Raw genomic sequence first — 19,571 nt, 5'->3', positions numbered from 1 at the left:
TGAAGCCGGCTTTGGACTCAAGCCCAACACCCTCCGTAGCGATCCTTCCCACCCCCCTCTGAGGGGCGTGCTATCCCGCCGACGTCAACAGCTTTACCCTAGCAGCTGCTTGCTCAGCCTAGCGCATTGCACGCGGATGTCGGGGATGGCGTCGATCTCGAAGAAGGTGCCGCGGGTCAGCGGCCCGACGGCGAGGATCTTGGCCGATGCGGTGCCGTCGCCGGCGATGATTTCGCACTTGGCTGTGACATCGAGACCAAGCCGCAGCGGGTCGGGCCGCGCCAGGCCGCGGTCGACCAGCGAGCGCACGACGCTGTTCGACGTCGTCGAGATGTCGCGGGCGATGCCGGTGCAATCATAGATGCGCGCGACCTGCAGCGTTTCCAGCGCCTTTGTGTGGCGAGACTGGATGCCGACGGTGAATCCATCGCCAGCCTCGATGCCGACGACACGGCCGGCGACCGGGCGGATGCGGCCGGTGCGCACCGCTTCGGTGACGCGGGCATGCACCTCGGGCGCCAGCCGATGGCGATGGATGTCCCACCAGGCCTTGGTGTGCTCAACGAAGCGGCGCTTGGCCGAGGACGGCCAGTTCTGCCAGATCTTCTGATTGAAGGGTCGCAGCCCATCGACGACGTCGCGCCAGTCGATGCCGGCCTTCTGGTTTTCGCGGATCAGATCGCGGAACCAGCCGACGAAATAGGAGAGCTGCGTGCCGAGCGGAATGTCGGCGACGTCGAGCTTGATCGGGTTGCCCTTGCGGTGCGGCGACGGCAGCAGCCCGCGCCGCGATACGGCGACGATCTCGCCGCGATGGCCGCGCTGCTCGAGCGACAGGAAGGCGTCGACCATGCTGAGCCCGGTGCCCAGCACCAGCACGCGGGCTTCAGGATCGAGCGCGGTGTCGGCCTCGGTGCCCATGCGGATTGCGTGCCCTTGGCCGGCGCCGGGCTGCTCGTCATGGCCGGTGGCAAGCACCGCCAGATGCGCGACGACGCTGGTGCCGTTGGCCAGCACAACTTCGACGCCGGACGATGTCGGCGAGATCGACAGGCTTTCCTCGCGAATCAGCCTGAGACGGCCGGTTTCCTTTTCGCGCGCTTCGAGTTCGTCGAGCACTTCCTTGAGGTAGCGGGCATAGACGCTGCGCGGTGCATAGAAGGGTGTCTGCGGCGTCTGTTCCTGGCTTATCAGGCCGCGCCCCTGCAACCAGCGCCAGAAATTCAGGGGATCGTCGGCATAGGCGCTCATCCCCGCAGCGCTGACATTCAGCACGTGCGCCGACAAAAGCGTCGAATAGGCGATGCCCTGGCCGAAATGCGGACGCTTTTCGATCAGCGTGACGCGAAGGTCCGGGTTGGGCGACTTCAGCAGATGCGCGGCCAACACGACGCCGCTGGCGCCGCCACCGACGATGATGATCGAGCTGCGGATGATCGAATTGGCGCGCGCGACGCTCATGCGAGCACGCTCAGGATCAGGCGGGGACCTTTTGCGCCGGCGCAAGCTCGTCGATGTCCCTCGCGACCGGAAGGTCGTCGAGGACGATGTCGCGCATCTCGGCCAGCGTGCGCTGGTCGAGCACCTCGGCGATCGCCTGCCGGACCTCGAGCATCAGATGTCGGACTTGGCATGTCGCCTCATTGCAGTCTTCACAGCGCTGATACTGAGTGCGGCTGGCGCAGGGGATGGGCGCCAGCGGTCCGTCGAGGACGCGCACGACATGGCCGACCTTGATCTCGTCGGCCGGGCGCGCCAAGCGATAGCCGCCATCCTTGCCCTTGCGGCTCTGGACGAAACCGGCATTGCGCAATTCGCCCAGAATGGCGTCGAGGAATTTCTTCGGAATGTTGTTGCCGCTGGCGATGTCGCCGACAAAGGCGAGCTGTCCCGTCGGCAGTTGCGCCAGATGGACCAGCGCCTTGAGGCCGTACTTGCCTTTTTTGGTGAGCATAGACCGAATGTTTCTCTGTCAGGCGATGGCCCAAAACCATCGGTTGCGAAACGCCTGACGTGCCTCCCCGCCGCGTGCAAGCTGCTTCGACACATAAATTCTACTGACATGATATACAAGCCGAGAAACCTTGATTTTGCTTCGTTTTCACGCCGCAGGGGCCACTTTGGCAAGGCTTTGTGCCGTTAAGGTCACAGCCAGCCGCGAGCGATAGCGGCGATGAGCGGCGGCTCCTGCTCCCAATGTCGATAAGATTACTATACTTACCGTCGAACACGCGGAACGTGTTTTCAAATCAACCGTCTTTTACAGCATGGATTTGCGCCATTTGGGGCTTTGCCAGGAATTTTGGGTCGCAGCCCGCGGATCGGCGAAACATGACTCCCGACAACTCGGGCGCCGCCCTGCGCCCGATATCAGGACGCCGCGTTGTCGCTCTGAGACCGGGCGGCCTTGGCGGCCACCGGCACGCCGCTTGAGCGCAGCATCCAGCGGTGGCCGTCGCTGCGGAAGTCGGTGAGGCTCAACGGCTCGACATCGATCCTGCGGCAGGCCGCAAGCGGCGCGCCGAGCACCAAATCAGGCCTCTTCCGTAGCCAGGGTTGGCAGGACCACCAACTCTTCAGCACCTTTCGGGCGCCGTTTGCGTTTGCGCACGGTTCGACACGGGCCGGTCACCGCGCCCGCATCAGCCGGTGGTTTTTTTCTAACAAGTGCTTCTTGCTTGGAAGGATTTAACTCTACAAGAATGATAGAATTAGCTGACTATGAACAGGCATCCGGTTTTTCTCATTTTTCATGGAGCCTTTCATGTCCAGCATTTCGCGACGCATTGTCCTCCTGTCGTCGGCAGCTTTGGCGGGTGCGGCCTTCCTCGGCCCGGCCCAGGCGCAGGACCTCAACATCACCATCGGCTACCAGACGGTGGTCGAACCTTCCAAAGTAGCGCAGGCCGACGGCGCCTATGAAAAGGCGACCAAGGCCACGATCGACTGGCGCAAATTCGATTCGGGCGCCGATGTCATCGCCGCCGTTGCATCCGGTTCGGTCGATATCGGCTATGTCGGCTCGAGTCCGCTGGCCGCGGCCGCCAGCCGCGAACTGCCGATCCAGACCATCTTTGTCGTCGGCCTGATCGGCCAGTCCGAGGCGCTGGTCGCCCGCAATGGATCCGGCATCGAGAAGATCGCCGACCTCGCCGGCAAGAAGGTGGCGGTGCCGTTCGTGTCGACCACGCATTACAGCCTGCTTGCCGCGCTGAAGCACGAAAACGTCGACCCGAAGTCGGTCGAAATCCTTAATCTCAGGCCACCGGAAATAGCCGCCGCGTTCGCTCGCGGCGACATAGACGCGGCCTATGTCTGGGATCCGGCGCTCGGCCAGATCAAGACGACAGGCAAGGTGGTGCTGGATTCCTCGCAGGTTGCCGCCTGGGGCGCGCCGACCTTCGACGCCTGGATCGTGCGCACCGACTTCGCCGAAAAGAACCCGGACGCCGTGCGCGATTTCGTCAAGGTGACCGGCGAATCCTATGCCCAGTTCCTGGCCAAGCCCGAGGCATGGTCGGTTTCGTCGCCGGAAGCGGCCAAGATCGCCAAGATCACCGGTGCCAAACTGGAAGAGGTGCCGCAGCTCCTCAAGGGTTACGTCTTCCCGACATTGGAAGAGCAGGCTTCCGACAAATTCCTCGGCGGCGGCACGGTCAAGGCGATCGAGGCAGCTTCGGCCTTCCTCAAGGAGCAGGGCAAGATCGACGCCGTGCTGCCCGACTATTCGAAATACGTGTCGTCGAAATACGTGACCGAGGCTCTGGCCTCGAACTGATCTTCTGTTTTACGCAATTCCGGACGGAAAACCGCTTCACACTTTTCCTGGAATGCTCTGAACACGCGCGGGTTCCTCTTCCCTGACGCCGCGTGCTGCCTGTCCCGGATCCGCTTAACGAGGGCCGGGGCAGGCTGATTTTCTTCCGGAGCCCCTTTTCATGCCGCATCTCGTACTCGACCCGCATCTCGTACTCGACAAGGTCTCGGTTCACTATGACGGCCAGGCAGCGCCGGCGGTCGACCGAGTTTCCATCGATGTCGCCAAGGGCGATTTCGTCGTGCTGGTCGGCCGCTCCGGCTGCGGCAAGACCTCGCTGCTCAATGTCGCCGCCGGCCTGGTCGAGCCCGCGCGCGGAGTCGCCACGATCGGCGGCAGGCCGATCACCGGCCCAGGCTCCGACCGGGCGGTCGTGTTCCAGAACGATGCGCTGTTTCCCTGGCTGACGGCTCGTGAAAACGTCGCCTTTGCGCTCAGGCTGCGCGGCGTGCCGCGAGCCGAGCGGGCGCGCCGCGCCGACCAGTTGCTGGCGCTGGTCAAGCTTGACGGCGTCGGCGACAAACGCATCTGGGAATTGTCCGGCGGCATGCGCCAGCGCGTCGGACTCGCCCGTGCACTCGCCGCCGAACCGGAATTCCTGCTGCTCGACGAACCGCTCGGCGCACTCGATGCGCTGACGCGCGAGCGCATGCAGACGACGCTGCTCGACCTGTGGACCGCAAGCCGGGTCGGCGTGCTGATGGTCACGCACGGCATCGAGGAGGCGCTGGTGCTGGCCACAAGCATCGTCGTTTTGGCGCCCGGACCGGGCCGCGTGGTGCGGACATTCGAGACCAGTTTCAGCCGCCGCTATGCCGCAGGCGAGCCGATCCGCGCCATCAAGGCCGATCCAGTCTTTGCCGCGGCGCGCGGCGAGCTGACCGATGCGATCTTCGAAGGAGAGGCGGCATGAGCGTCACCTCCTACAGCGAGCGGCCGGCCACCGGGACCGGCGAGGCCGATGCCATTTCGGTGCCGTGGTCGCGGCCGGTGCGGAAGCGGCGCGGGGTTTCCTCGCGGGCGATCAGCGCCGTCACCATCCTGGTCGTGCTGGCGGCATGGGCGCTGTCTGCGCGCCTGCAACTGGTGTCGCCGGTGTTCCTGCCGTCGCCCGCCGCCGTGTGGACCAAGTTCATCGTGGTGATCAAGGACGGCTTCGTCGACGCGACTTTGCTCCAGCATATCGTCGCCAGCCTCGGTCGCGTGTTCGCGGCGCTGCTCGCGGCCATCGTCATCGGCGTTCCGGTTGGGCTGGCTATCGGCATTTGGACGGTCGGGCGCGGCATCTTCGATCCCTTGCTCGAATTTTTGCGGCCGATCCCGCCGCTCGCCTATCTGCCGCTGGTCATCATCTGGTTCGGTATCGGCGAACCGTCAAAGATCCTGGTGATCGCCATTGCCATGCTGGCGCCGGTGGCGCTGTCGACGGCCTCGGGCGTGCGCGGTGTCTCAAAGGAGCGCATCGATGCGGCCCGTTCGCTTGGTGCGACGCAGCGCCAAGTGGTGCGCCATGTCATCCTGCCCAGCGCGCTGCCGTCGATCCTCACCGGCCTGCGCATCGCGCTCGGCGCCGGCTGGTCGACGCTGGTTGCAGCCGAGCTGGTGGCGGCAACGCGCGGCCTCGGCTTCATGATCCAGTCGGCCGCCCAGTTCCTGGTCACCGATGTCGTGGTGATGGGAATAGTGGTGATCGCGACAATAGCCTTCGTGCTGGAATTCATCATCCGCCGGATCGAGCGTCAGCTGGTTCCGTGGGCGGGAAAGGAATGACAACAAGTTTCTGCCGGTTTGACCGGCTGCTTCCCTTCGCAGCACGGCGACCGCCGACCCCGGAACAGAAGGAGTGATGTCATGACCCAGTCCACCTTGGTGCTGTTCGCCCATCTCGGCAACTGGCTGCTCGCCTGGCGGGAGAACTCGTCGTCGCAGCCGCAGCCGAAATCGCCGGCCCCCGTGCAACTCGACGCCGAACGCGACCGCCTGCCGCCACGCGACGAGGGATTTTACTGGGCCTGGCAGTATTGGTCGCAGTGAGGTGATGGTGATTAGCGCCAGCCTTCGCGATTTCGTCATCCTAGGGCGAAGCAAGGAGCGAAGCGACGCGGCGCAGACCCTAGGATCCATGCCGAGACGCTGATGCTACGCTCCAGGGGAGCAACAAACCGGGCGCCTACCACCCGGTTCCGCCAAACAGCTCAAACCACTCCGGATTGGCCTTCTCTATCAGTTCGATCTTCCACTGTCTCGGCCATCGCTTCAGCGACTTCTCGCGTTGAATGGCATCGGTGATGTCGAAGAATTCCTCATACCAGACCAGCCGTTGAACACCGTAGCGGCTGGTGAAGCCTGCGCCCTGGCCGGATTTGTGTTCAGGCATGCGGCGGGCGAGATCGTTGGTGACGCCGATGTAGATCGTGCCGCGTTTTTGGCTTGCAGTCATGTAGACGTAGCCGGTCATGGTTTCAGGGTATCGAGCCTCGGTTCGCGCACAAGCGACATTCTGATCCGTTCCACTCTACGGCAAACGTCACGGCATGGATCCTAGGGTCTGCGCCGCGTCGCTTCGCTCCTTGCTTCGCCCTAGGATGACGAGCGCTGGGTTCTGAAGAAAATATTTCCACGTCAAGCAGCCAACTCGCAAAATCGTTTCTCTACTAAATTTATAGACCTACCTAGCCTTGTCTCTCATCCACGGCAGGGAGCCCTTCCCGGCGCCGGTTCGCAGCGAAGGAAGAGGGATCATGTTCAGCCTGACCAGACGCGTTTTCGGCCTTGGCCTTTTGGCGGCGGGCATTGCTGCCTCGCTCAGTGCCTCGGCGCAGGAGTTGAAGCAGCTCAACATCGGCTATCAGAAGACCGGCCTGCCGGTCATCGCCCGGCAGCAGCAGGTGATCGAGAAGGCGCTGAGCGACAAGGGTGTCGCGGTGAAATGGGTCGAATTCACCGCCGGCCCGCCGCTGGTCGAGGCGCTCAATGTCGGCGCCATCGATGTCGGCTGGACCGGCGACGCACCGCCAATCTTCGGCCAGTCGGCCGGCGCCAACATCGTCTATGCGGCGGCACTGCCGGCCAATGGCGACGGCGAAGCGATCTTCGTCAAGCCGGCATCGCCGATCCAGTCGCTCGCCGACCTCAAGGGAAAGCGCATCGGCGTCGGCAAAGGCACCAGCGCGCACAATCTGCTGGTCGCGGCACTCGAAAAAGCAAACATCCCCTTCGACCAGATCACCCCGGTCTATCTCAGCCCGGCCGATGCTGCGGCGGCTTTCGCCAGCGACCAGATCGATGCCTGGGCGGTCTGGGATCCGTTCTACGCCATCGCCGAGACACGCTACCAGCCGCGCGTGCTGGCGCGCTCCAGCGAGGTGCTGAAGGTGAACACCTATTTCCTCGCCAACAAGGATTTCGCCAAGGCGCATCCGGAGACGATCGCCACGACGATATCGGCGCTCGGCGTGGCGGCGAAATGGGCGGACGCGAACCGCGACAAGGTTGCCGCGGCGCTGCATGAGGTGACCGGCGTGCCGCTCGATGCACAGACGATCGCGGCCAACCGCACCAAATTCGGCATCTTCCCGATCACCGACGAGATCATCGCCGGCCAGCAGGCGACAGCCGATCGCTTCTACAAGCTCAAGCTGATCCCGAACGCGGTGCGCATCTCCGACGCCGTGTGGACCGCACCGGGCAATTGAACTTTCTTGTGTGGCGCCGGGCGGAAAACGCCCGGCGCCTTTGCCGTTTCAAGCTTCAGGGATTTCGCCATGACCGCTTCATCAAGCCCGCAAGCCGGCCCGCTCGATTTCTTCTGGTTCATCCCGACGCATGGCGACGGCTCCTATCTCGGCTCCGAACAGCAGCAGCGGCCGCCGGAGTTCGCTTACTTCAAGGAGATCGCACAGGCCGTCGACCGGCTCGGCTTTCCCGGCGTGCTTTTGCCGACCGGGCAGAATTGCGAGGATTCCTGGATCACCGCCTCCGGCCTTGCAGCGCTGACGGAAAAGCTCAAATTCCTGGTGGCGCTACGGCCCGGCGTGACGTTGCCCACCTTCGCGGCGCGCCAGACGGCGGCGCTCGACCGGCTGAGCAATGGCCGCCTGCTGCTCAATGTCGTGGTCGGCGGCAACCCGACCGAGCTTGCCGGCGATGGCGTGTTCCTGCCGCATGATGAGCGCTATGCGCAGGCGCAAGAGTTCCTGACCATCTGGCGCGCGCTGGTGTCGGGCGAGAGCGTCAACTTCAACGGCAAATATTACCGCGTCGACAATGGCCGCCTTGACCTTCTGCCGCAACAGGAGCGGCCGCCGCTCTATTTCGGCGGCTCGTCCGATGCCGGCCAGGAGCTCGCCGCCGATCTCGTCGATATGTACCTGACCTGGGGCGAGCCGCCGGCGCAGGTGGCGGAAAAACTCAGCGCGGCGCGCAAAAAGGCTGAACGGCGCGGCCGCAAACTGCGTTTCGGCATCAGGCTTCATTTCATCGTGCGCGAGACCGAGGAAGAGGCCTGGCGCGCCGCCGACCGGCTGATCAGCCACGTCACCGATGCCCAGATCGAAAATGCCCAGGCCCGCTTCACCAAGGAGATGGACTCTGTGGGACAACGGCGCATGGCCGAACTGCATGGCGGCCGCCGCGACAGGCTGGTGGTTTCGCCCAATCTGTGGGCCGGCGTCGGCCTGGTGCGCGGCGGCGCCGGCACCGCGCTGGTCGGCTCGCCGGAGCAGATCGTCGAGCGCATCCGCGAATATCAGGCGATCGGCATCGACACCATCATCGGCTCTGGCTACCCGCATCTCGAGGAAGCCTACCGCGTCGCCGAGCTTCTGTTCCCGCGTCTCGGCCTGGGCACCAGGCGGGCACGGGCGCATGAGAACATCGCCAATGAATTCGCCGTCGGCTTCCACGGCGCCAACCGCCTTCAGGCGTCGTCATGAGCCTGGCTCAACGGGCCAAACAGAACGGCATCGGCTGGCTGCTGCCGGCGTTGGTCATAATTGGCTGGGAAGCCGCCAGCCGCGCCGGCGTGATGCCGGCCAATGTGCTGCCGGCGCCGAGCGCGGTGGCCGAGGCCTTCTGGCGGCTGACGCTATCGGGCGAGCTGATACAGAACATCGGCGTCAGCACGCTGCGCGCGCTGGCCGGCTTTGCCATCGGCGGCTCGATCGGCTTTGCACTCGGCCTTGCCAACGGGCTGTCGGCGCTCAGCCGCGGCCTGACCGACACGACGCTGCAGATGATCCGCAACATCCCGCATCTGGCGCTGATCCCGCTGGTCATCCTGTGGTTCGGCATCGACGAGGAAGCAAAACTGTTCCTGGTGGCGCTCGGCGTGTTCTTCCCGATCTACGTCAACACGCTGCTCGGCATCCAGAGCGTCGACCCGCAGCTGGTCGAGATGGGCAGGGTCTACGGCATGGACCGCCGCGCGTTGTTTTTTCAGGTGATCCTGCCCGGCGCGCTGCCGGCGATCTTCGTCGGCCTGCGCTATGCGCTGGGCATCATGTGGCTGACGCTGATCGTTGCCGAAACCATCTCGGCCAGTTCCGGCCTCGGCTACATGGCCATGCAGGCACGCGAATTCCTGCTGATCGATGTGGTCGTGCTGTCGATCCTGATCTATGCGCTGCTCGGCAAGCTTGCCGACAGCTTCGCCCGCCTGCTCGAGCGGCTGTCGCTCGGCTGGCATCCCGCATTCCAGAACGCCTGAGGGTTCGATGCCAACCGCCAGCCTGACCGCCATCCGTTCCTTCGTCGCCGCGCCGGAACCGTCACGGCCGGAGGAGGCCGTCGAAAGGCAGCGCGCCTTTGCCTTCAAGGGCGTGGAAAAGCGCTTTGGCGACAAGGTCGTGCTCGACGGCATCGATCTCGATGTGCCCGTCGGACAGTTTGTGGCCGTCATCGGCAAGAGCGGCTGCGGCAAGAGTACGCTGTTGCGGCTGCTGGCCGGGCTCGATCGGCCAACCGCTGGATCCCTTACATTCGGGCCGGAGGCGAAGGCCGGCGCCGGCGAAGAGAGCCGCTTCATGTTCCAGGAGCCGCGGCTGTTGCCCTGGGCCAGCGTGGTGAAAAACGTCGAGGTCGGGCTGACCGGGCTTGCCACCGGTGCGGAAGCCAGGCGGCGCGCGCTCGCCATCCTGGGTGAAGTCGGCCTCGCCGACCGCGCCGACGAATGGCCCTCGGTGCTGTCGGGCGGCCAGAAGCAGCGCGTGGCGCTGGCGCGTGCACTGATCGGACAGCCAAAGATTCTGGCGCTCGACGAGCCGCTCGGCGCACTCGATGCGCTGACCCGCATCGAAATGCAGCAGCTTCTGGGACGCATCTGGCTGGAGCAAAAATTCACCGCCGTGCTGGTCACGCATGACGTCGCCGAGGCGGTTGCGCTCGCCGACCGGGTGGTGGTGATCGACGAGGGCCGCATCGCGCTCGATCTCGACGTGTCGGTGGCGCGGCCGCGCCGGCGCGGTTCGGTCGAGCTTGCCAGGCTGGAGGGCAGGATTCTGGATCAGCTGTTCGGGTAGTGCTGTCGCGGGCAGGGCATTCTATCCGAACCGGATAGATAGGTAACAGAATGGACCGGCAATATGGGGTGGCTGTTTTCTTGCTCGCCGGGTTGGCCCTGTTTGCGACTGCGGGTTTGACCAGCGCCTTCCCCCACTCCGTCACCGCTTCGCGGCGCCACCTCTCCCCCCTCCGGAGGGAGAGGAAGGGAGCCAGGCCGCATAAGTTCGCGCCCCTGCAAGGCTCGCGCCTTTCCTCTCCCCCGTCGATCGGGGGAGAGGTGTCGAGCGAAGCTCGACGGAGTGGGGGTCGATCTGTGGCGGTCGACTTTCGTCGCAACTCACCCCGGCGAACGGCTCGCCCATACCAGCCCGGCGAAACCGACCAGCATGGTCACGATGCCGATATAGAGCCATTGCGACTGGCCGGTCATGAAGCTGCCGCCGACCACGCCAATGCCTTGCAGCGACCACAGCGCGCCGATGGCCAGTACGATCAGAGCCAGCGGATATTTGAGCAGTCTCATCGTTGGAATCCCTTTTCAAAGTCGATGGTCAACTGCGCCATGACCGTGATGACAGAGCGAAAGGACGGCGCCCAATCGCGCTCTCTTCTACTTGTAATATAACGTCCTGCCTTGCTCACGGAGTCTGTGAAACAGCTCGCAATATCGCCAGCGATACGGCCGCGCCACACGAAAGATGCCTGACAAACTGTTTCCCAGCGACTCCAAACGTGTGCCGGTGCCACGGAACTGCCCGATGCTTGCCGCATTTCCTGCCTTATTCGACACTTAACGGCTGGGGTCTGTCGAAAACGGAGCCATCCCCCCAACATGAAGAAAACAAACCAGACCGCGCTTGTCGCGGTAACGATCGCGGCTGGCCTAATGGTCGGTGCATCCGCCTCCTCCGCCGCTGGCCAGTGCGGTCGCGCCTCCTGGTACGCACTGCATTCCAGGACCGCCAATGGCGAACGCATGAACCCGTCGGCGCTGACCGCCGCGCACCGCAGCCTGCCTTTCGGCACCAAGTTGAAAGTGACCAACCAGAATAATGGCCGCAGCGTCATCGTGCGCATCAACGACCGCGGCCCGTTCATCAAAGGGCGCGTGCTCGATCTGTCCAAGGGCGCCGCCGGCCAACTCGGCTTCATCGGCTCCGGCCATACCTCGGTGTGCATGGCGCGCGTCTAGATCTGTCCAAGTCCGGCCCGATCGGGCCGGACACATCCTGCCCCGTTGTCCAACAGCCTTGCATTTTGCAGTGCACATTGAGCCGGCTGCACCCGCCCAACGCGGTTTCTCAATGCCTTGGACGGAAGATTGGCATATGTCACGCCACGTGACGTATTGCATCGCAGCAATATCTTGTTAACCTCCGCGCGAGACATTCAAGGCTCGGCGCTGTCCGTCGTCCCTTCGGTCACGGCAGCTGCGGAGTACCTGATGTTCTACCAGCTCTACGAAATGAACCATGCCGCCCTGCAGCCCGCGCGGCTTTATGCCGATGCAGTGCGGCTGTTCTACACCAACCCGCTCAATCCGTTTTCGCATACGCCGTGGGGCCGCTCGGTCGCCGCCACGGCCGAACTGTTCGAGCGCACAACGCGCCGCTACAGTAAGCCGCATTTCGGCCTGAGCAAGACCGTGGTCGACTGGAAGAGCGTCGAGGTCAGCGAAAAGACCGTGTGGTCGCGGCCGTTCTGCAATCTCACCCGCTTCGAGCGGTCGGTGCCCGCCGGGCGCAAGGCCGACCCCAAGCTTCTCATTGTGGCGCCGATGTCGGGCCATTATGCGACGCTGCTGCGCGGCACGGTCGAGGCGATGCTGCCCTATGCCGACGTGCACATCACCGACTGGGTCGATGCCCGCATGGTTCCGGTGACCGACGGCCATTTCGACCTCGACGATTATATCGACTACATCATCGACATGCTGCATGCGCTGGGGCCGGACACCCATGTGATGGCGGTGTGCCAGCCTTCGGTGCCGGTGCTGGCGGCGGTGGCGCTGATGGAAAAGCGCGGCGATCCCTTCGTGCCCTCGACCATGACCTTGATGGGCGGGCCGATCGACACACGCCGCAATCCGACCGCGGTCAATCTGCTGGCCAAGGAAAAGGGCATCGACTGGTTCCGCGACAACGTCATCATGCACGCGCCCTGGCCGGTGCCGGGCTTCGGCCGCGAAGTCTATCCGGGCTTCCTGCAGCTGTCGGGCTTCATGAGCATGAACCTCGACCGCCACATCACCGCCCACAAGGACTTCTTCATGCATCTGGTCAAGCATGACGGCGACAATGCCGAGAAGCACCGCGATTTCTACGACGAATATCTGGCGGTGATGGACCTGACGGCGGAATTCTATCTGCAGACCGTCGACACGGTGTTCGTGCGCCATGCGCTGCCCAAGGGCGAGATGACGCATCGCGGCGAGGTGGTCGACACCAAGGCGATCCGCAATGTCGCGCTGTTCACGGTCGAAGGCGAGAACGACGACATTTCCGGTCTCGGCCAGACCCAGGCCGCCCACGATCTCTGCCCCAACATCCCGGCTGACCGGCATGCGCATTACATGCAGCCGGCCGTCGGCCATTACGGCGTCTTCAACGGGTCGCGATTCCGCTCGGAAATCGTGCCGCGCATCGTCGATTTCATCACAAGCTACGGCCGCCAAACACGGGTAGCGGTGAAACCCAAGCTGGTCCGCTCCGCCAAAGGCTGAGGCTCGATCCGGCTGCAGCGTGCATTGCCCGCAAAAGCGGGGCGATTTTGCGCCCCACAGGCGTTCTGTTGCACAATAGACGCTGTTGGGCGGGCGCGGGTAACCATGCCGAAGAATCTGGCTCCCCCGATAATTGACACGGAGTGTAAATCCCCTTTAACCTTTCGTTAACAACAAGGGCGAACGGGGACAATGACTTCCTCACCGATGGCACGGACGCTGCGCTTGTGGGCGGCAGCAGGGCTGGCGATCTCTGCGTGCTGGGCAGTGCCGGCACTTGCAGGCGGCGCCATGGCGACGGGCGGCATGACCTCGCAGCCGATCGGCCACTATGATTTCTGTAAAACCCAGCCCGGCGAATGCTCGATCCGGCCGAGCAACCTCAACCCCGCCGCGATGACCGACGCCTTCATGCGCAAGCTGATCAACGTGACGTCAAGGGTCAACGCCGCCGTCAAGCCGATGAGCGACTACGACATCTATGGCAAGGACGAGGTCTGGGCCTATCCCGACAAGGGCGTCGGCGACTGCGAAGACTATGTGCTGGAAAAGCGCCGCCAGCTCTCGCGCTCTGGCGTGTCGCTGGCCGATCTCTTGATCACCGTCGTGCGCAAGCCGGACGGCGAAGGCCATGCCGTGCTGACGGTGCGCACCGACAAGGGCGACTACGTCCTCGACAATCTGACCGACAAGGTGAAGATCTGGGACGCCACCGGCTATCGCTTCCTCAAGCGGCAGGCCATCGACAACACCGGCCGCTGGGTCTCGATCCGCGGCGGCCAGCAGGTGCTGGTCGGCGCGGTTCAGTAAATAAGGACGATGCATGTGAGCGCGTCGCTGCGAACAGCTTCGTCGGAAGCCCGCGGCTAATAACTTTCACGAGATAACCGCAAGTCGGCGCTGCCCCTCATTGCCCTGCCGGGCATTTCTCCCCGTATAGTGACGGGGAGAAAGATGCTGCCATCGGTGATTTCGCCAATCGTCAACGTTGCAAAATAGGCGCAGCGCGGCGGATGAGGGCAGCGCTGACCTCGAAATCTTATCTCTCGAAACGCCTCCTCAAAAAATTTCGCTACCTGCGTGAACCAAACCGTCTCCAGCGGCGACACACAGCCGTAAACAGAAACCCAACCATGGAGACTTCAAATGACTGCTTTCCTGCGTAATGCTTTCCTCGCCGCCATCGCGGTATCGTCCCTGGCCGGATCCGCTATGGCCGACCAGACCGGCTGCGCCAAGAACAACCAGTGGGGCAATCGCTGTTGCGATCTCACCTCGGACTGCCTGGGTGGCGGCCGCGGCGGCGATCATGACAGCACTGGCGGCCGTGGCGGCCAGGCCGGCGCGAAGTAATCTCGCTATATGCCCGCTGGCTAACGGCCGGCGGGCATCGCCTTCAGGATGAAATGCCGGCGCTATTGATGAGCATTCGTGGCCTTGGCGCCGCCCTACTTACGCCGCTCCAGTGCGGCCCGGATCGAGGCGGTGATGCGGGCAAGCTCGGCTTCGCTCAGCTTCTCGATGTTCTCGGCCAGGAGATTGGCCAACTCGGTGGCGGCAGGACTGAGGCCGGACGTATCGAGTCTCACCCGCGGATGTGAGGCCTCGGCCAGACGCGCCAGCTCTTCGGCATCGTCCCAGATGACGTTGAAATAGCCGATGATCTTCTGGATCAGCGTCCAGGTCGGCGCGCCGCGGCGGCCATGTTCCAGCGCCGACAGATAGGCGGCGCTGACTCCGATCGCCTGCGCCATGTCCTTCTGGCGCAAGCCGCGCTCGGCTCGAAGCGCCCGCAGTTTTTCGCCGAACGGCGTCATCAGCGGGTTCGCCTGAGCCGAACGTATAGCGCGCCCGAACCGCCGTGGTTGCGGGCGGCGTGATCGTGGCTGGAGACCAGCGGCCGGAAGGCAGGCGTCGACAGCCAGGCAGGCACGGCGCGCCGCAAGACGCCGTCGCCGCCCGACGACGACCCTTTTCCCGTAATGACGAGGACATAGCGGATGCCGCCGGCATGGGCCCGGTGCAGGAACGAAAACAGCAGCGAATAGGCCTCGTCCTGGGTCATGCCATGCAGATCGACGCGGCCTTCGATCGGCAGCCGGCCTTTCCTAAGCTTGTCCAGCGTCGGTTCGTCCAGCGCATGCGAAACATGCTGCGCCTTCGGCTTGGCGGCGAGGACCGGACCGACAGCGACCGGCGTCTGTGCCGGCTTAGGGTCGACGACGATGTCGGGAATGTCGACCGCGGTCCGGCCCTTCAGCGGTCGGGCGGTGCGCGCCACCAGGTTCCACAGCACCCGGTCGTCTTCATTGAGTTTATCGGGACGCTTGCTCATCGATTCGATTCCGAAACGAGAGCGCGTGGAACCAAGGCATAGAAATCGGCCGCGTTGCGAACGACGCCGGCGATCTCGCCGGCCGCATCCCCGGAGCCGGCGAACAGATCGCCCCGCGCCGGTCCGGTGATGGCCGAGCCGGTGTCCTGCGAAATCATCAGCCGCCGGAACGGTTTTCCGTCGAAGGCGGTCAGCGACGGAGCGTCGATGTAGAAGGGGGTACCGAATGTGTGCAGCAGCCGGTCGACCGCGAGCGAACGGCCCGGCGTCAACGGCACCTTGGCGGCGGCGATAGGACCGAGTGCGGCATCGTCGACATCGGCTTCGCGAAAGAAGATGTAGGAGCGGTTCTGCCAGAGGATCTCGTCGATGCGGTCTGGATGCGCCCTGAACCAGGCGCGGATAGACTGCATCGTCACTTTTTCCAGTGGGATTTCGCCGAGTTCGGCGAGAATCTTCCCCGGACCGCTGAAACGTTGGCCGGATTTGGCGGCGTAGGTGACGCGGCAAAGCCGGCCGTCGGTCATCTTCAGCCTGGCCGCACCTTGCACATGGATGAAGAAGACGTCGACCTTGTCGGCAAGCCAGGCGATTTCCAGGCCTTGGCCGGCCAGCGCGCCTCTCTCGATCTCACTGCGGTCGAAATACTCCACCAGGCCCTGCGGCGTATCGCGGGCGAAGGCGAGATAGTCGTCCATGCCCTTGGGGCGGTTGGCGTCATCGATGTCGACGAGGTCGGAAGGCCGCGCCATTAGCGGCACCGTGAATTCATCCGTGCGCACGGGTGAGGCCTCGACCTCGGGCTCGTAGAAGCCGGTGACCAGGCCGGGGTTTTCGGATCGAATCTGGACTGGGGCGAAATGGCGCTCGAAAAAAGCCTTCACCGCCGACCGATTCGCCGGCGAAACGGTGCGCGCCTCGTCATAAGCGCCGGCAAACGCGTTGAACCGGACGCCCAACGAACCGGTGCGGTAGGGCTTGTTCAGGACATGAAAGGCCGAACGGCGGAAGGCTTCGAAAGCGGGCAGATGGTCATCGGAATCCCAACCGGGAAGATCATCGAAGGACTTTTCCACGAAAAGCGGCGAGAGCGACACCTCAGCCTCGCCACTGCCCATGTTTGCCTGCATGTCGCTATCCCAAAAAAGCTGCCCGCATCGGGCGACATGCATAGGCTCAGTCTTCTTCCTCGGTGGCGACCAGCTTCCAGTTCGGATCGCGCGAGCGTGTGTCGCGGGCGAAGGTCCAGACATCCTTGACCTCGGCCACCGTCTCGGGATCGCCATCGATGACCGCACCCGCCTTGTCGCGGGTCGCCGAAATCAGTTCGCTCACGATGCGCAGCGTGATGTGGGCCTCGCCGCCCTTCATCTCGGCCGAGACGATGTCGGCCTTGTCGATGCCGACGAAGGAGGACTGGATCTTTTCGGCTTTCGCCTCGCGGTCGCCAATCGCGGCAACGAAGCCGTCAAAAACCTCGCGCGACAACAGGTTCTTCAGCGTTTTTCGGTCGCCATCGGCATAGGCCATGACGATCATCTCATAAGCCATCTTGGCGCCGTCGACGAAGACTTTGGGGTCGAAGGAGGGATCATTATCCTTGATCGCGCGCAGGCCCTTGTTGAGGTCGGTGTCGGGCTTTGCGAAGGCATCGATGGCCGCATAGGTCTCGGCAGCCGTCTCGCCCGGCATGCGCTTGCGTGGCAGCGAAACCACATTTTCGGGCTTCTGGGTCGCGTCCTTCTCGGTGCGGCTGGCCGTGTACGGATCGAAGGGCGGGCGCTCGCTGCCCGTGCGGCGGCCAAGCACGTTGCGCAGCTGGAAAAAGATCACCACCGCCGCAATCAGAAAGAAAATGGTGCCGAAGTCGAAGAATCCCATATCTTTCGCCAATCAATCCCTGACCTGGCCGGGACCGCCAGCCAATCGGGCGGCGGTCGCATGGCGTTAAACATGCAAAGCATATAGAACGCATGGCGCAATCATTCAAATCAAAGGCAGGCATACCTATCTAACGGCCTCAGTGCCAGCGGCGATTATGCGCCGCCCGGCAAACATGGAAACGATCGGTCAAGACTTGCGCATTTCCTTCCTTCCTCTGTTCCTGCTTGCGCTGCCGCTGCTGGAAATCGCCGGTTTCGTCATTGTCGGCCGCGAGGTCGGGGCGCTCGCCACGGTCGGCCTGGTGCTGGCTTCAAGCATTGCCGGCGTGCTTCTGCTCCGGCACCAGGGTTTTGGTGTCATGGCGCGGGTCCGCGCCGAGATGGCCGGCGGCGGCGACCCCAGCCGCCAGCTCGCGCATGGCGCCATGATCGTGGTCGCCGCCATCCTGTTGATCATCCCCGGCTTCATTACCGATATTATCGGCCTGCTGCTGTTCCTGCCGCCGGTGCGCGACCTTGCCTGGCGCAGGCTCAAGGGCCGCATCGTCGTCGCGACCGATTTCACCGCCGGCGGTTTTCGCGGTAGGTCGCGCGACAAGGTCATCGACCTCGACGACGGCGACTATTCGCGCGAGGACGATTTCAAGCGCGGTCCCGACCATAACTCGCCGTGGCGCCGCCTGAAGGACGACTGACCGTCGCCTTGAGGACGACTGAGGCTACATCGACCCCTTCGGCCTGAAGGCGGCAAACCTTGTCTTGTCATGCCGACCATGCTAGCCAACGCCCGATTTCAATTCGGTCAGCGCTGCTGTCCAGGCAAAAGGAACAAGGCTCATGGCCAGCAAAGATGACGCGCCGGTCGGCGCCGCCAACGGCAACGGCGAAACGGCGCAGCCGTCGCTCAACGTGCTTGCCCAGTATGTGAAGGACCTGTCCTTCGAAAGCCCCGGCGCGCCGAACTCGCTGCGCGGCCGCGACAAGGCCCCAGGCATTGCGATCAATGTCAATGTCAATGCCAACCCGCTCTCCGACAAGCAGTTCGACGTCAATCTGACCTTGAACGCCAAGGCGTCCTTCGACCAGGAAGTGCTGTTCAATGTCGAACTGGTCTATGGCGGCGTCTTCGCCATCGCCGGCTTCCCGCAGGAGCACATGCTGCCGATCCTGTTCATCGAATGCCCGCGGCTTTTGTTCCCGTTCGCCCGCCAGATCATCGCCGAAGCCACCCGCAATGGCGGCTTCCCGCCGTTGATGCTCGACCCGATCGATTTTGCCCAGATGTTCCAGCAGAAGCTGGCCGAGGACCAGGCGGCATCGAAGGTCAAGGTGAGCTGAAGGCAAGCGTCACGCGCATGAGTTGAAAGCCCGGCTTCGTGCCGGGCTTTTATATACTGAGATGCTGGCGGGACAGCACGCCCTCTGCCTTGCCAGGCATCTCCCCCTAAGGGGGAGATTGGCCGTCATCGCGACCTTCGCCAAATTTAGACGTTGCAGGAATGGGCTGGAGCGGCGAAGCTGCTGATCTCCCCCCTTGAGGGGGAGATGGCCGGCAGGCCAGAGAGGGGAGTGACGGAACGCTACCTCCGCGATCCGTTCACCCCGCCGCCACCTTCAGCCACAGCGCCTTTTCGCCCAGCGTCGCCACCAGCCCCGCATGCGCCGCTCGCTCGCCTTCAGTCAGGCGCGGCGGCAGGGCGATTGGCCTGACGGCGATCGAGATGTCGATGTCGGCAACGTCGCCATTGCTGTTGAGCTGCACCACGACCGCGTCGAGGACAAGTGCGGCCTGCTTTCCGCCGATGAGTTCGATGTAGACTTCGGCCAGGAGCTCGGAATCGAGCAGCGCGCCGTGCTTGGTGCGGTGGCCGTTGTCGATGCCGTAGCGGCGGCAGAGCGCGTCGAGCGAATTAGGGCCCATCGGATGCTTGCGCCGCGCCAGCGCCAGCGTGTCGACGACGCGCCCGGTGTCTATGGCCGGCTGGCCGAGCCGCCCGAATTCCGTGTTGAGGAAGCCGATGTCGAAACTGGCGTTGTGGGCGACGAGCTTGGCGCCGTCGGTGAAGGCGAGCCATTCCTCGGCGATTTCGGCAAAGGTCGGCTTGCCGACGAGGTCGGCGGCGCTGATGCCGTGCACGGCTTGCGCCTCGACATGGACGGCGCGCCCCTGCGGATTGATGAATTTGTGGAAGGTGCGGCCGGTCGGGAAGCGGTTGACCAGCTCGACGCCGCCAAGCTCGATGATGCGGTCGTCGCGCATGTCGAGTCCGGTGGTTTCGGTATCGAAAATGATCTCACGCATAGAATCAACCT

Annotated in this window: 24 protein-coding genes; 14 read left to right on the top strand and 10 right to left on the bottom strand. The window is 63.8% G+C overall.

Annotation, left to right across the window (positions count from 1 at the left end; all coding sequences use genetic code 11):
• Window positions 1-93 precede the first annotated feature (93 nt).
• From ACYG97_RS23455 to ACYG97_RS23445, 3 genes are all read right to left on the bottom strand, one after another.
• Entirely contained in the window at window positions 94-1,461 is a 1,368-nt protein-coding gene (locus ACYG97_RS23455; protein WP_023672083.1) for an FAD/NAD(P)-binding protein, read from the bottom strand.
• A 16-nt stretch (window positions 1,462-1,477) separates the two neighbouring features.
• Window positions 1,478-1,954, bottom strand: a complete 477-nt coding sequence (locus ACYG97_RS23450; RefSeq protein ID WP_023692934.1) for an RrF2 family transcriptional regulator — start codon at window positions 1,952-1,954, stop codon at window positions 1,478-1,480.
• A 416-nt stretch (window positions 1,955-2,370) separates the two neighbouring features.
• Window positions 2,371-2,532: a hypothetical protein gene (locus tag ACYG97_RS23445; protein ID WP_023740227.1), complete on the bottom strand. Its 162-nt coding sequence runs from the start codon at window positions 2,530-2,532 to the stop codon at window positions 2,371-2,373.
• 232 nt (window positions 2,533-2,764) lie between these two features.
• Here ACYG97_RS23445 and tauA point away from each other — a divergent pair, with 232 nt between their 5' ends.
• The 4 genes from tauA (at window position 2,765) to ACYG97_RS23425 (ending at window position 5,851) form a co-directional block, all read left to right on the top strand.
• Window positions 2,765-3,778, top strand: coding sequence for a taurine ABC transporter substrate-binding protein (gene tauA, locus ACYG97_RS23440; RefSeq protein ID WP_023710332.1), 1,014 nt, complete (start codon window positions 2,765-2,767; stop codon window positions 3,776-3,778).
• 160 nt (window positions 3,779-3,938) lie between these two features.
• A complete protein-coding gene (locus tag ACYG97_RS23435; RefSeq protein WP_023732816.1) occupies window positions 3,939-4,730 on the top strand; it encodes a taurine ABC transporter ATP-binding protein in 792 nt (263 codons plus the stop codon).
• Window positions 4,727-5,587: an ABC transporter permease subunit gene (locus ACYG97_RS23430; protein ID WP_023687579.1), complete on the top strand. Its 861-nt coding sequence runs from the start codon at window positions 4,727-4,729 to the stop codon at window positions 5,585-5,587. The genes ACYG97_RS23435 and ACYG97_RS23430 overlap by 4 nt, the downstream gene beginning before the upstream one ends.
• 81 nt (window positions 5,588-5,668) lie before the next feature.
• Entirely contained in the window at window positions 5,669-5,851 is a 183-nt protein-coding gene (locus tag ACYG97_RS23425; RefSeq protein WP_023687580.1) for a hypothetical protein, read from the top strand.
• 136 nt (window positions 5,852-5,987) lie between these two features.
• Here the strand turns inward: ACYG97_RS23425 and ACYG97_RS23420 are convergent, their stop codons facing one another.
• Window positions 5,988-6,275 (bottom strand): GIY-YIG nuclease family protein, encoded by a 288-nt coding sequence (locus ACYG97_RS23420; RefSeq protein ID WP_023687581.1) that lies wholly within the window; start codon window positions 6,273-6,275, stop codon window positions 5,988-5,990.
• A 283-nt stretch (window positions 6,276-6,558) separates the two neighbouring features.
• On the opposite strand from ACYG97_RS23420, the gene ACYG97_RS23415 reads away from it, so the two are divergent.
• From ACYG97_RS23415 to ACYG97_RS23400, 4 genes are all read left to right on the top strand, one after another.
• Window positions 6,559-7,512: a sulfonate ABC transporter substrate-binding protein gene (locus ACYG97_RS23415; RefSeq protein WP_023687582.1), complete on the top strand. Its 954-nt coding sequence runs from the start codon at window positions 6,559-6,561 to the stop codon at window positions 7,510-7,512.
• Window positions 7,513-7,581: 69 nt separating this feature from the next.
• Window positions 7,582-8,751, top strand: coding sequence for an FMNH2-dependent alkanesulfonate monooxygenase (gene ssuD, locus ACYG97_RS23410; protein WP_023687583.1), 1,170 nt, complete (start codon window positions 7,582-7,584; stop codon window positions 8,749-8,751).
• Window positions 8,748-9,524, top strand: coding sequence for an ABC transporter permease subunit (locus tag ACYG97_RS23405; protein WP_023692926.1), 777 nt, complete (start codon window positions 8,748-8,750; stop codon window positions 9,522-9,524). The genes ssuD and ACYG97_RS23405 overlap by 4 nt, the downstream gene beginning before the upstream one ends.
• A gap of 7 nt (window positions 9,525-9,531) precedes the next feature.
• Window positions 9,532-10,335 (top strand): ATP-binding cassette domain-containing protein, encoded by an 804-nt coding sequence (locus ACYG97_RS23400; protein WP_023687585.1) that lies wholly within the window; start codon window positions 9,532-9,534, stop codon window positions 10,333-10,335.
• 320 nt (window positions 10,336-10,655) lie between these two features.
• On the opposite strand, the gene ACYG97_RS23395 is transcribed toward ACYG97_RS23400, so the two are convergent.
• Window positions 10,656-10,841, bottom strand: coding sequence for a hypothetical protein (locus ACYG97_RS23395; RefSeq protein WP_023687586.1), 186 nt, complete (start codon window positions 10,839-10,841; stop codon window positions 10,656-10,658).
• Between the two features lie 309 nt (window positions 10,842-11,150).
• Between ACYG97_RS23395 and ACYG97_RS23390 the strand changes: the two genes are divergently transcribed.
• The 4 genes from ACYG97_RS23390 to ACYG97_RS23375 all read left to right on the top strand — a co-directional run bounded on the left by ACYG97_RS23390 (window position 11,151) and on the right by ACYG97_RS23375 (window position 14,393).
• Window positions 11,151-11,510, top strand: coding sequence for a septal ring lytic transglycosylase RlpA family protein (locus tag ACYG97_RS23390; RefSeq protein ID WP_023672096.1), 360 nt, complete (start codon window positions 11,151-11,153; stop codon window positions 11,508-11,510).
• Window positions 11,511-11,762: 252 nt separating this feature from the next.
• Window positions 11,763-13,040, top strand: coding sequence for a polyhydroxyalkanoate depolymerase (locus ACYG97_RS23385; RefSeq protein ID WP_023687587.1), 1,278 nt, complete (start codon window positions 11,763-11,765; stop codon window positions 13,038-13,040).
• 192 nt (window positions 13,041-13,232) lie between these two features.
• On the top strand, window positions 13,233-13,850 hold the full coding sequence (locus ACYG97_RS23380; RefSeq protein WP_023672098.1) for a transglutaminase-like cysteine peptidase: 618 nt from the start codon (window positions 13,233-13,235) through the stop codon (window positions 13,848-13,850).
• 336 nt (window positions 13,851-14,186) lie between these two features.
• Window positions 14,187-14,393 (top strand): hypothetical protein, encoded by a 207-nt coding sequence (locus ACYG97_RS23375; protein WP_023672099.1) that lies wholly within the window; start codon window positions 14,187-14,189, stop codon window positions 14,391-14,393.
• Window positions 14,394-14,488: 95 nt separating this feature from the next.
• Here ACYG97_RS23375 and ACYG97_RS23370 read toward each other — a convergent pair whose 3' ends face one another.
• The 4 genes from ACYG97_RS23370 to ACYG97_RS23355 all read right to left on the bottom strand — a co-directional run bounded on the left by ACYG97_RS23370 (window position 14,489) and on the right by ACYG97_RS23355 (window position 17,256).
• Window positions 14,489-14,857 (bottom strand): helix-turn-helix domain-containing protein, encoded by a 369-nt coding sequence (locus tag ACYG97_RS23370; protein ID WP_023686054.1) that lies wholly within the window; start codon window positions 14,855-14,857, stop codon window positions 14,489-14,491.
• Window positions 14,857-15,375, bottom strand: coding sequence for a Smr/MutS family protein (locus tag ACYG97_RS23365; protein WP_023732817.1), 519 nt, complete (start codon window positions 15,373-15,375; stop codon window positions 14,857-14,859). Before ACYG97_RS23365 ends, ACYG97_RS23370 begins: the two co-directional genes overlap by 1 nt.
• Window positions 15,372-16,472 (bottom strand): murein transglycosylase A, encoded by a 1,101-nt coding sequence (mltA, locus tag ACYG97_RS23360; protein ID WP_023732818.1) that lies wholly within the window; start codon window positions 16,470-16,472, stop codon window positions 15,372-15,374. The genes ACYG97_RS23365 and mltA overlap by 4 nt, the downstream gene beginning before the upstream one ends.
• A gap of 79 nt (window positions 16,473-16,551) precedes the next feature.
• Complete coding sequence (locus ACYG97_RS23355) at window positions 16,552-17,256, bottom strand: Tim44/TimA family putative adaptor protein (protein ID WP_023672103.1); 705 nt, start codon at window positions 17,254-17,256, stop codon at window positions 16,552-16,554.
• Between the two features lie 196 nt (window positions 17,257-17,452).
• Here ACYG97_RS23355 and ACYG97_RS23350 point away from each other — a divergent pair, with 196 nt between their 5' ends.
• Window positions 17,453-17,953: an FxsA family protein gene (locus ACYG97_RS23350; protein ID WP_023714414.1), complete on the top strand. Its 501-nt coding sequence runs from the start codon at window positions 17,453-17,455 to the stop codon at window positions 17,951-17,953.
• 142 nt (window positions 17,954-18,095) lie between these two features.
• Window positions 18,096-18,596: a protein-export chaperone SecB gene (secB, locus tag ACYG97_RS23345; protein ID WP_023672105.1), complete on the top strand. Its 501-nt coding sequence runs from the start codon at window positions 18,096-18,098 to the stop codon at window positions 18,594-18,596.
• A gap of 259 nt (window positions 18,597-18,855) precedes the next feature.
• Here the strand turns inward: secB and dnaQ are convergent, their stop codons facing one another.
• Window positions 18,856-19,560: a DNA polymerase III subunit epsilon gene (gene dnaQ, locus ACYG97_RS23340; RefSeq protein ID WP_023732819.1), complete on the bottom strand. Its 705-nt coding sequence runs from the start codon at window positions 19,558-19,560 to the stop codon at window positions 18,856-18,858.
• Window positions 19,561-19,571: the final 11 nt, after the last annotated feature.

It is taken from the genome of Mesorhizobium sp. W067 (assembly GCF_054719525.1).
The sequence above is the reverse complement of the archived record's forward strand: the minus strand, read 5'-3'. Positions and strand labels throughout refer to the sequence as shown.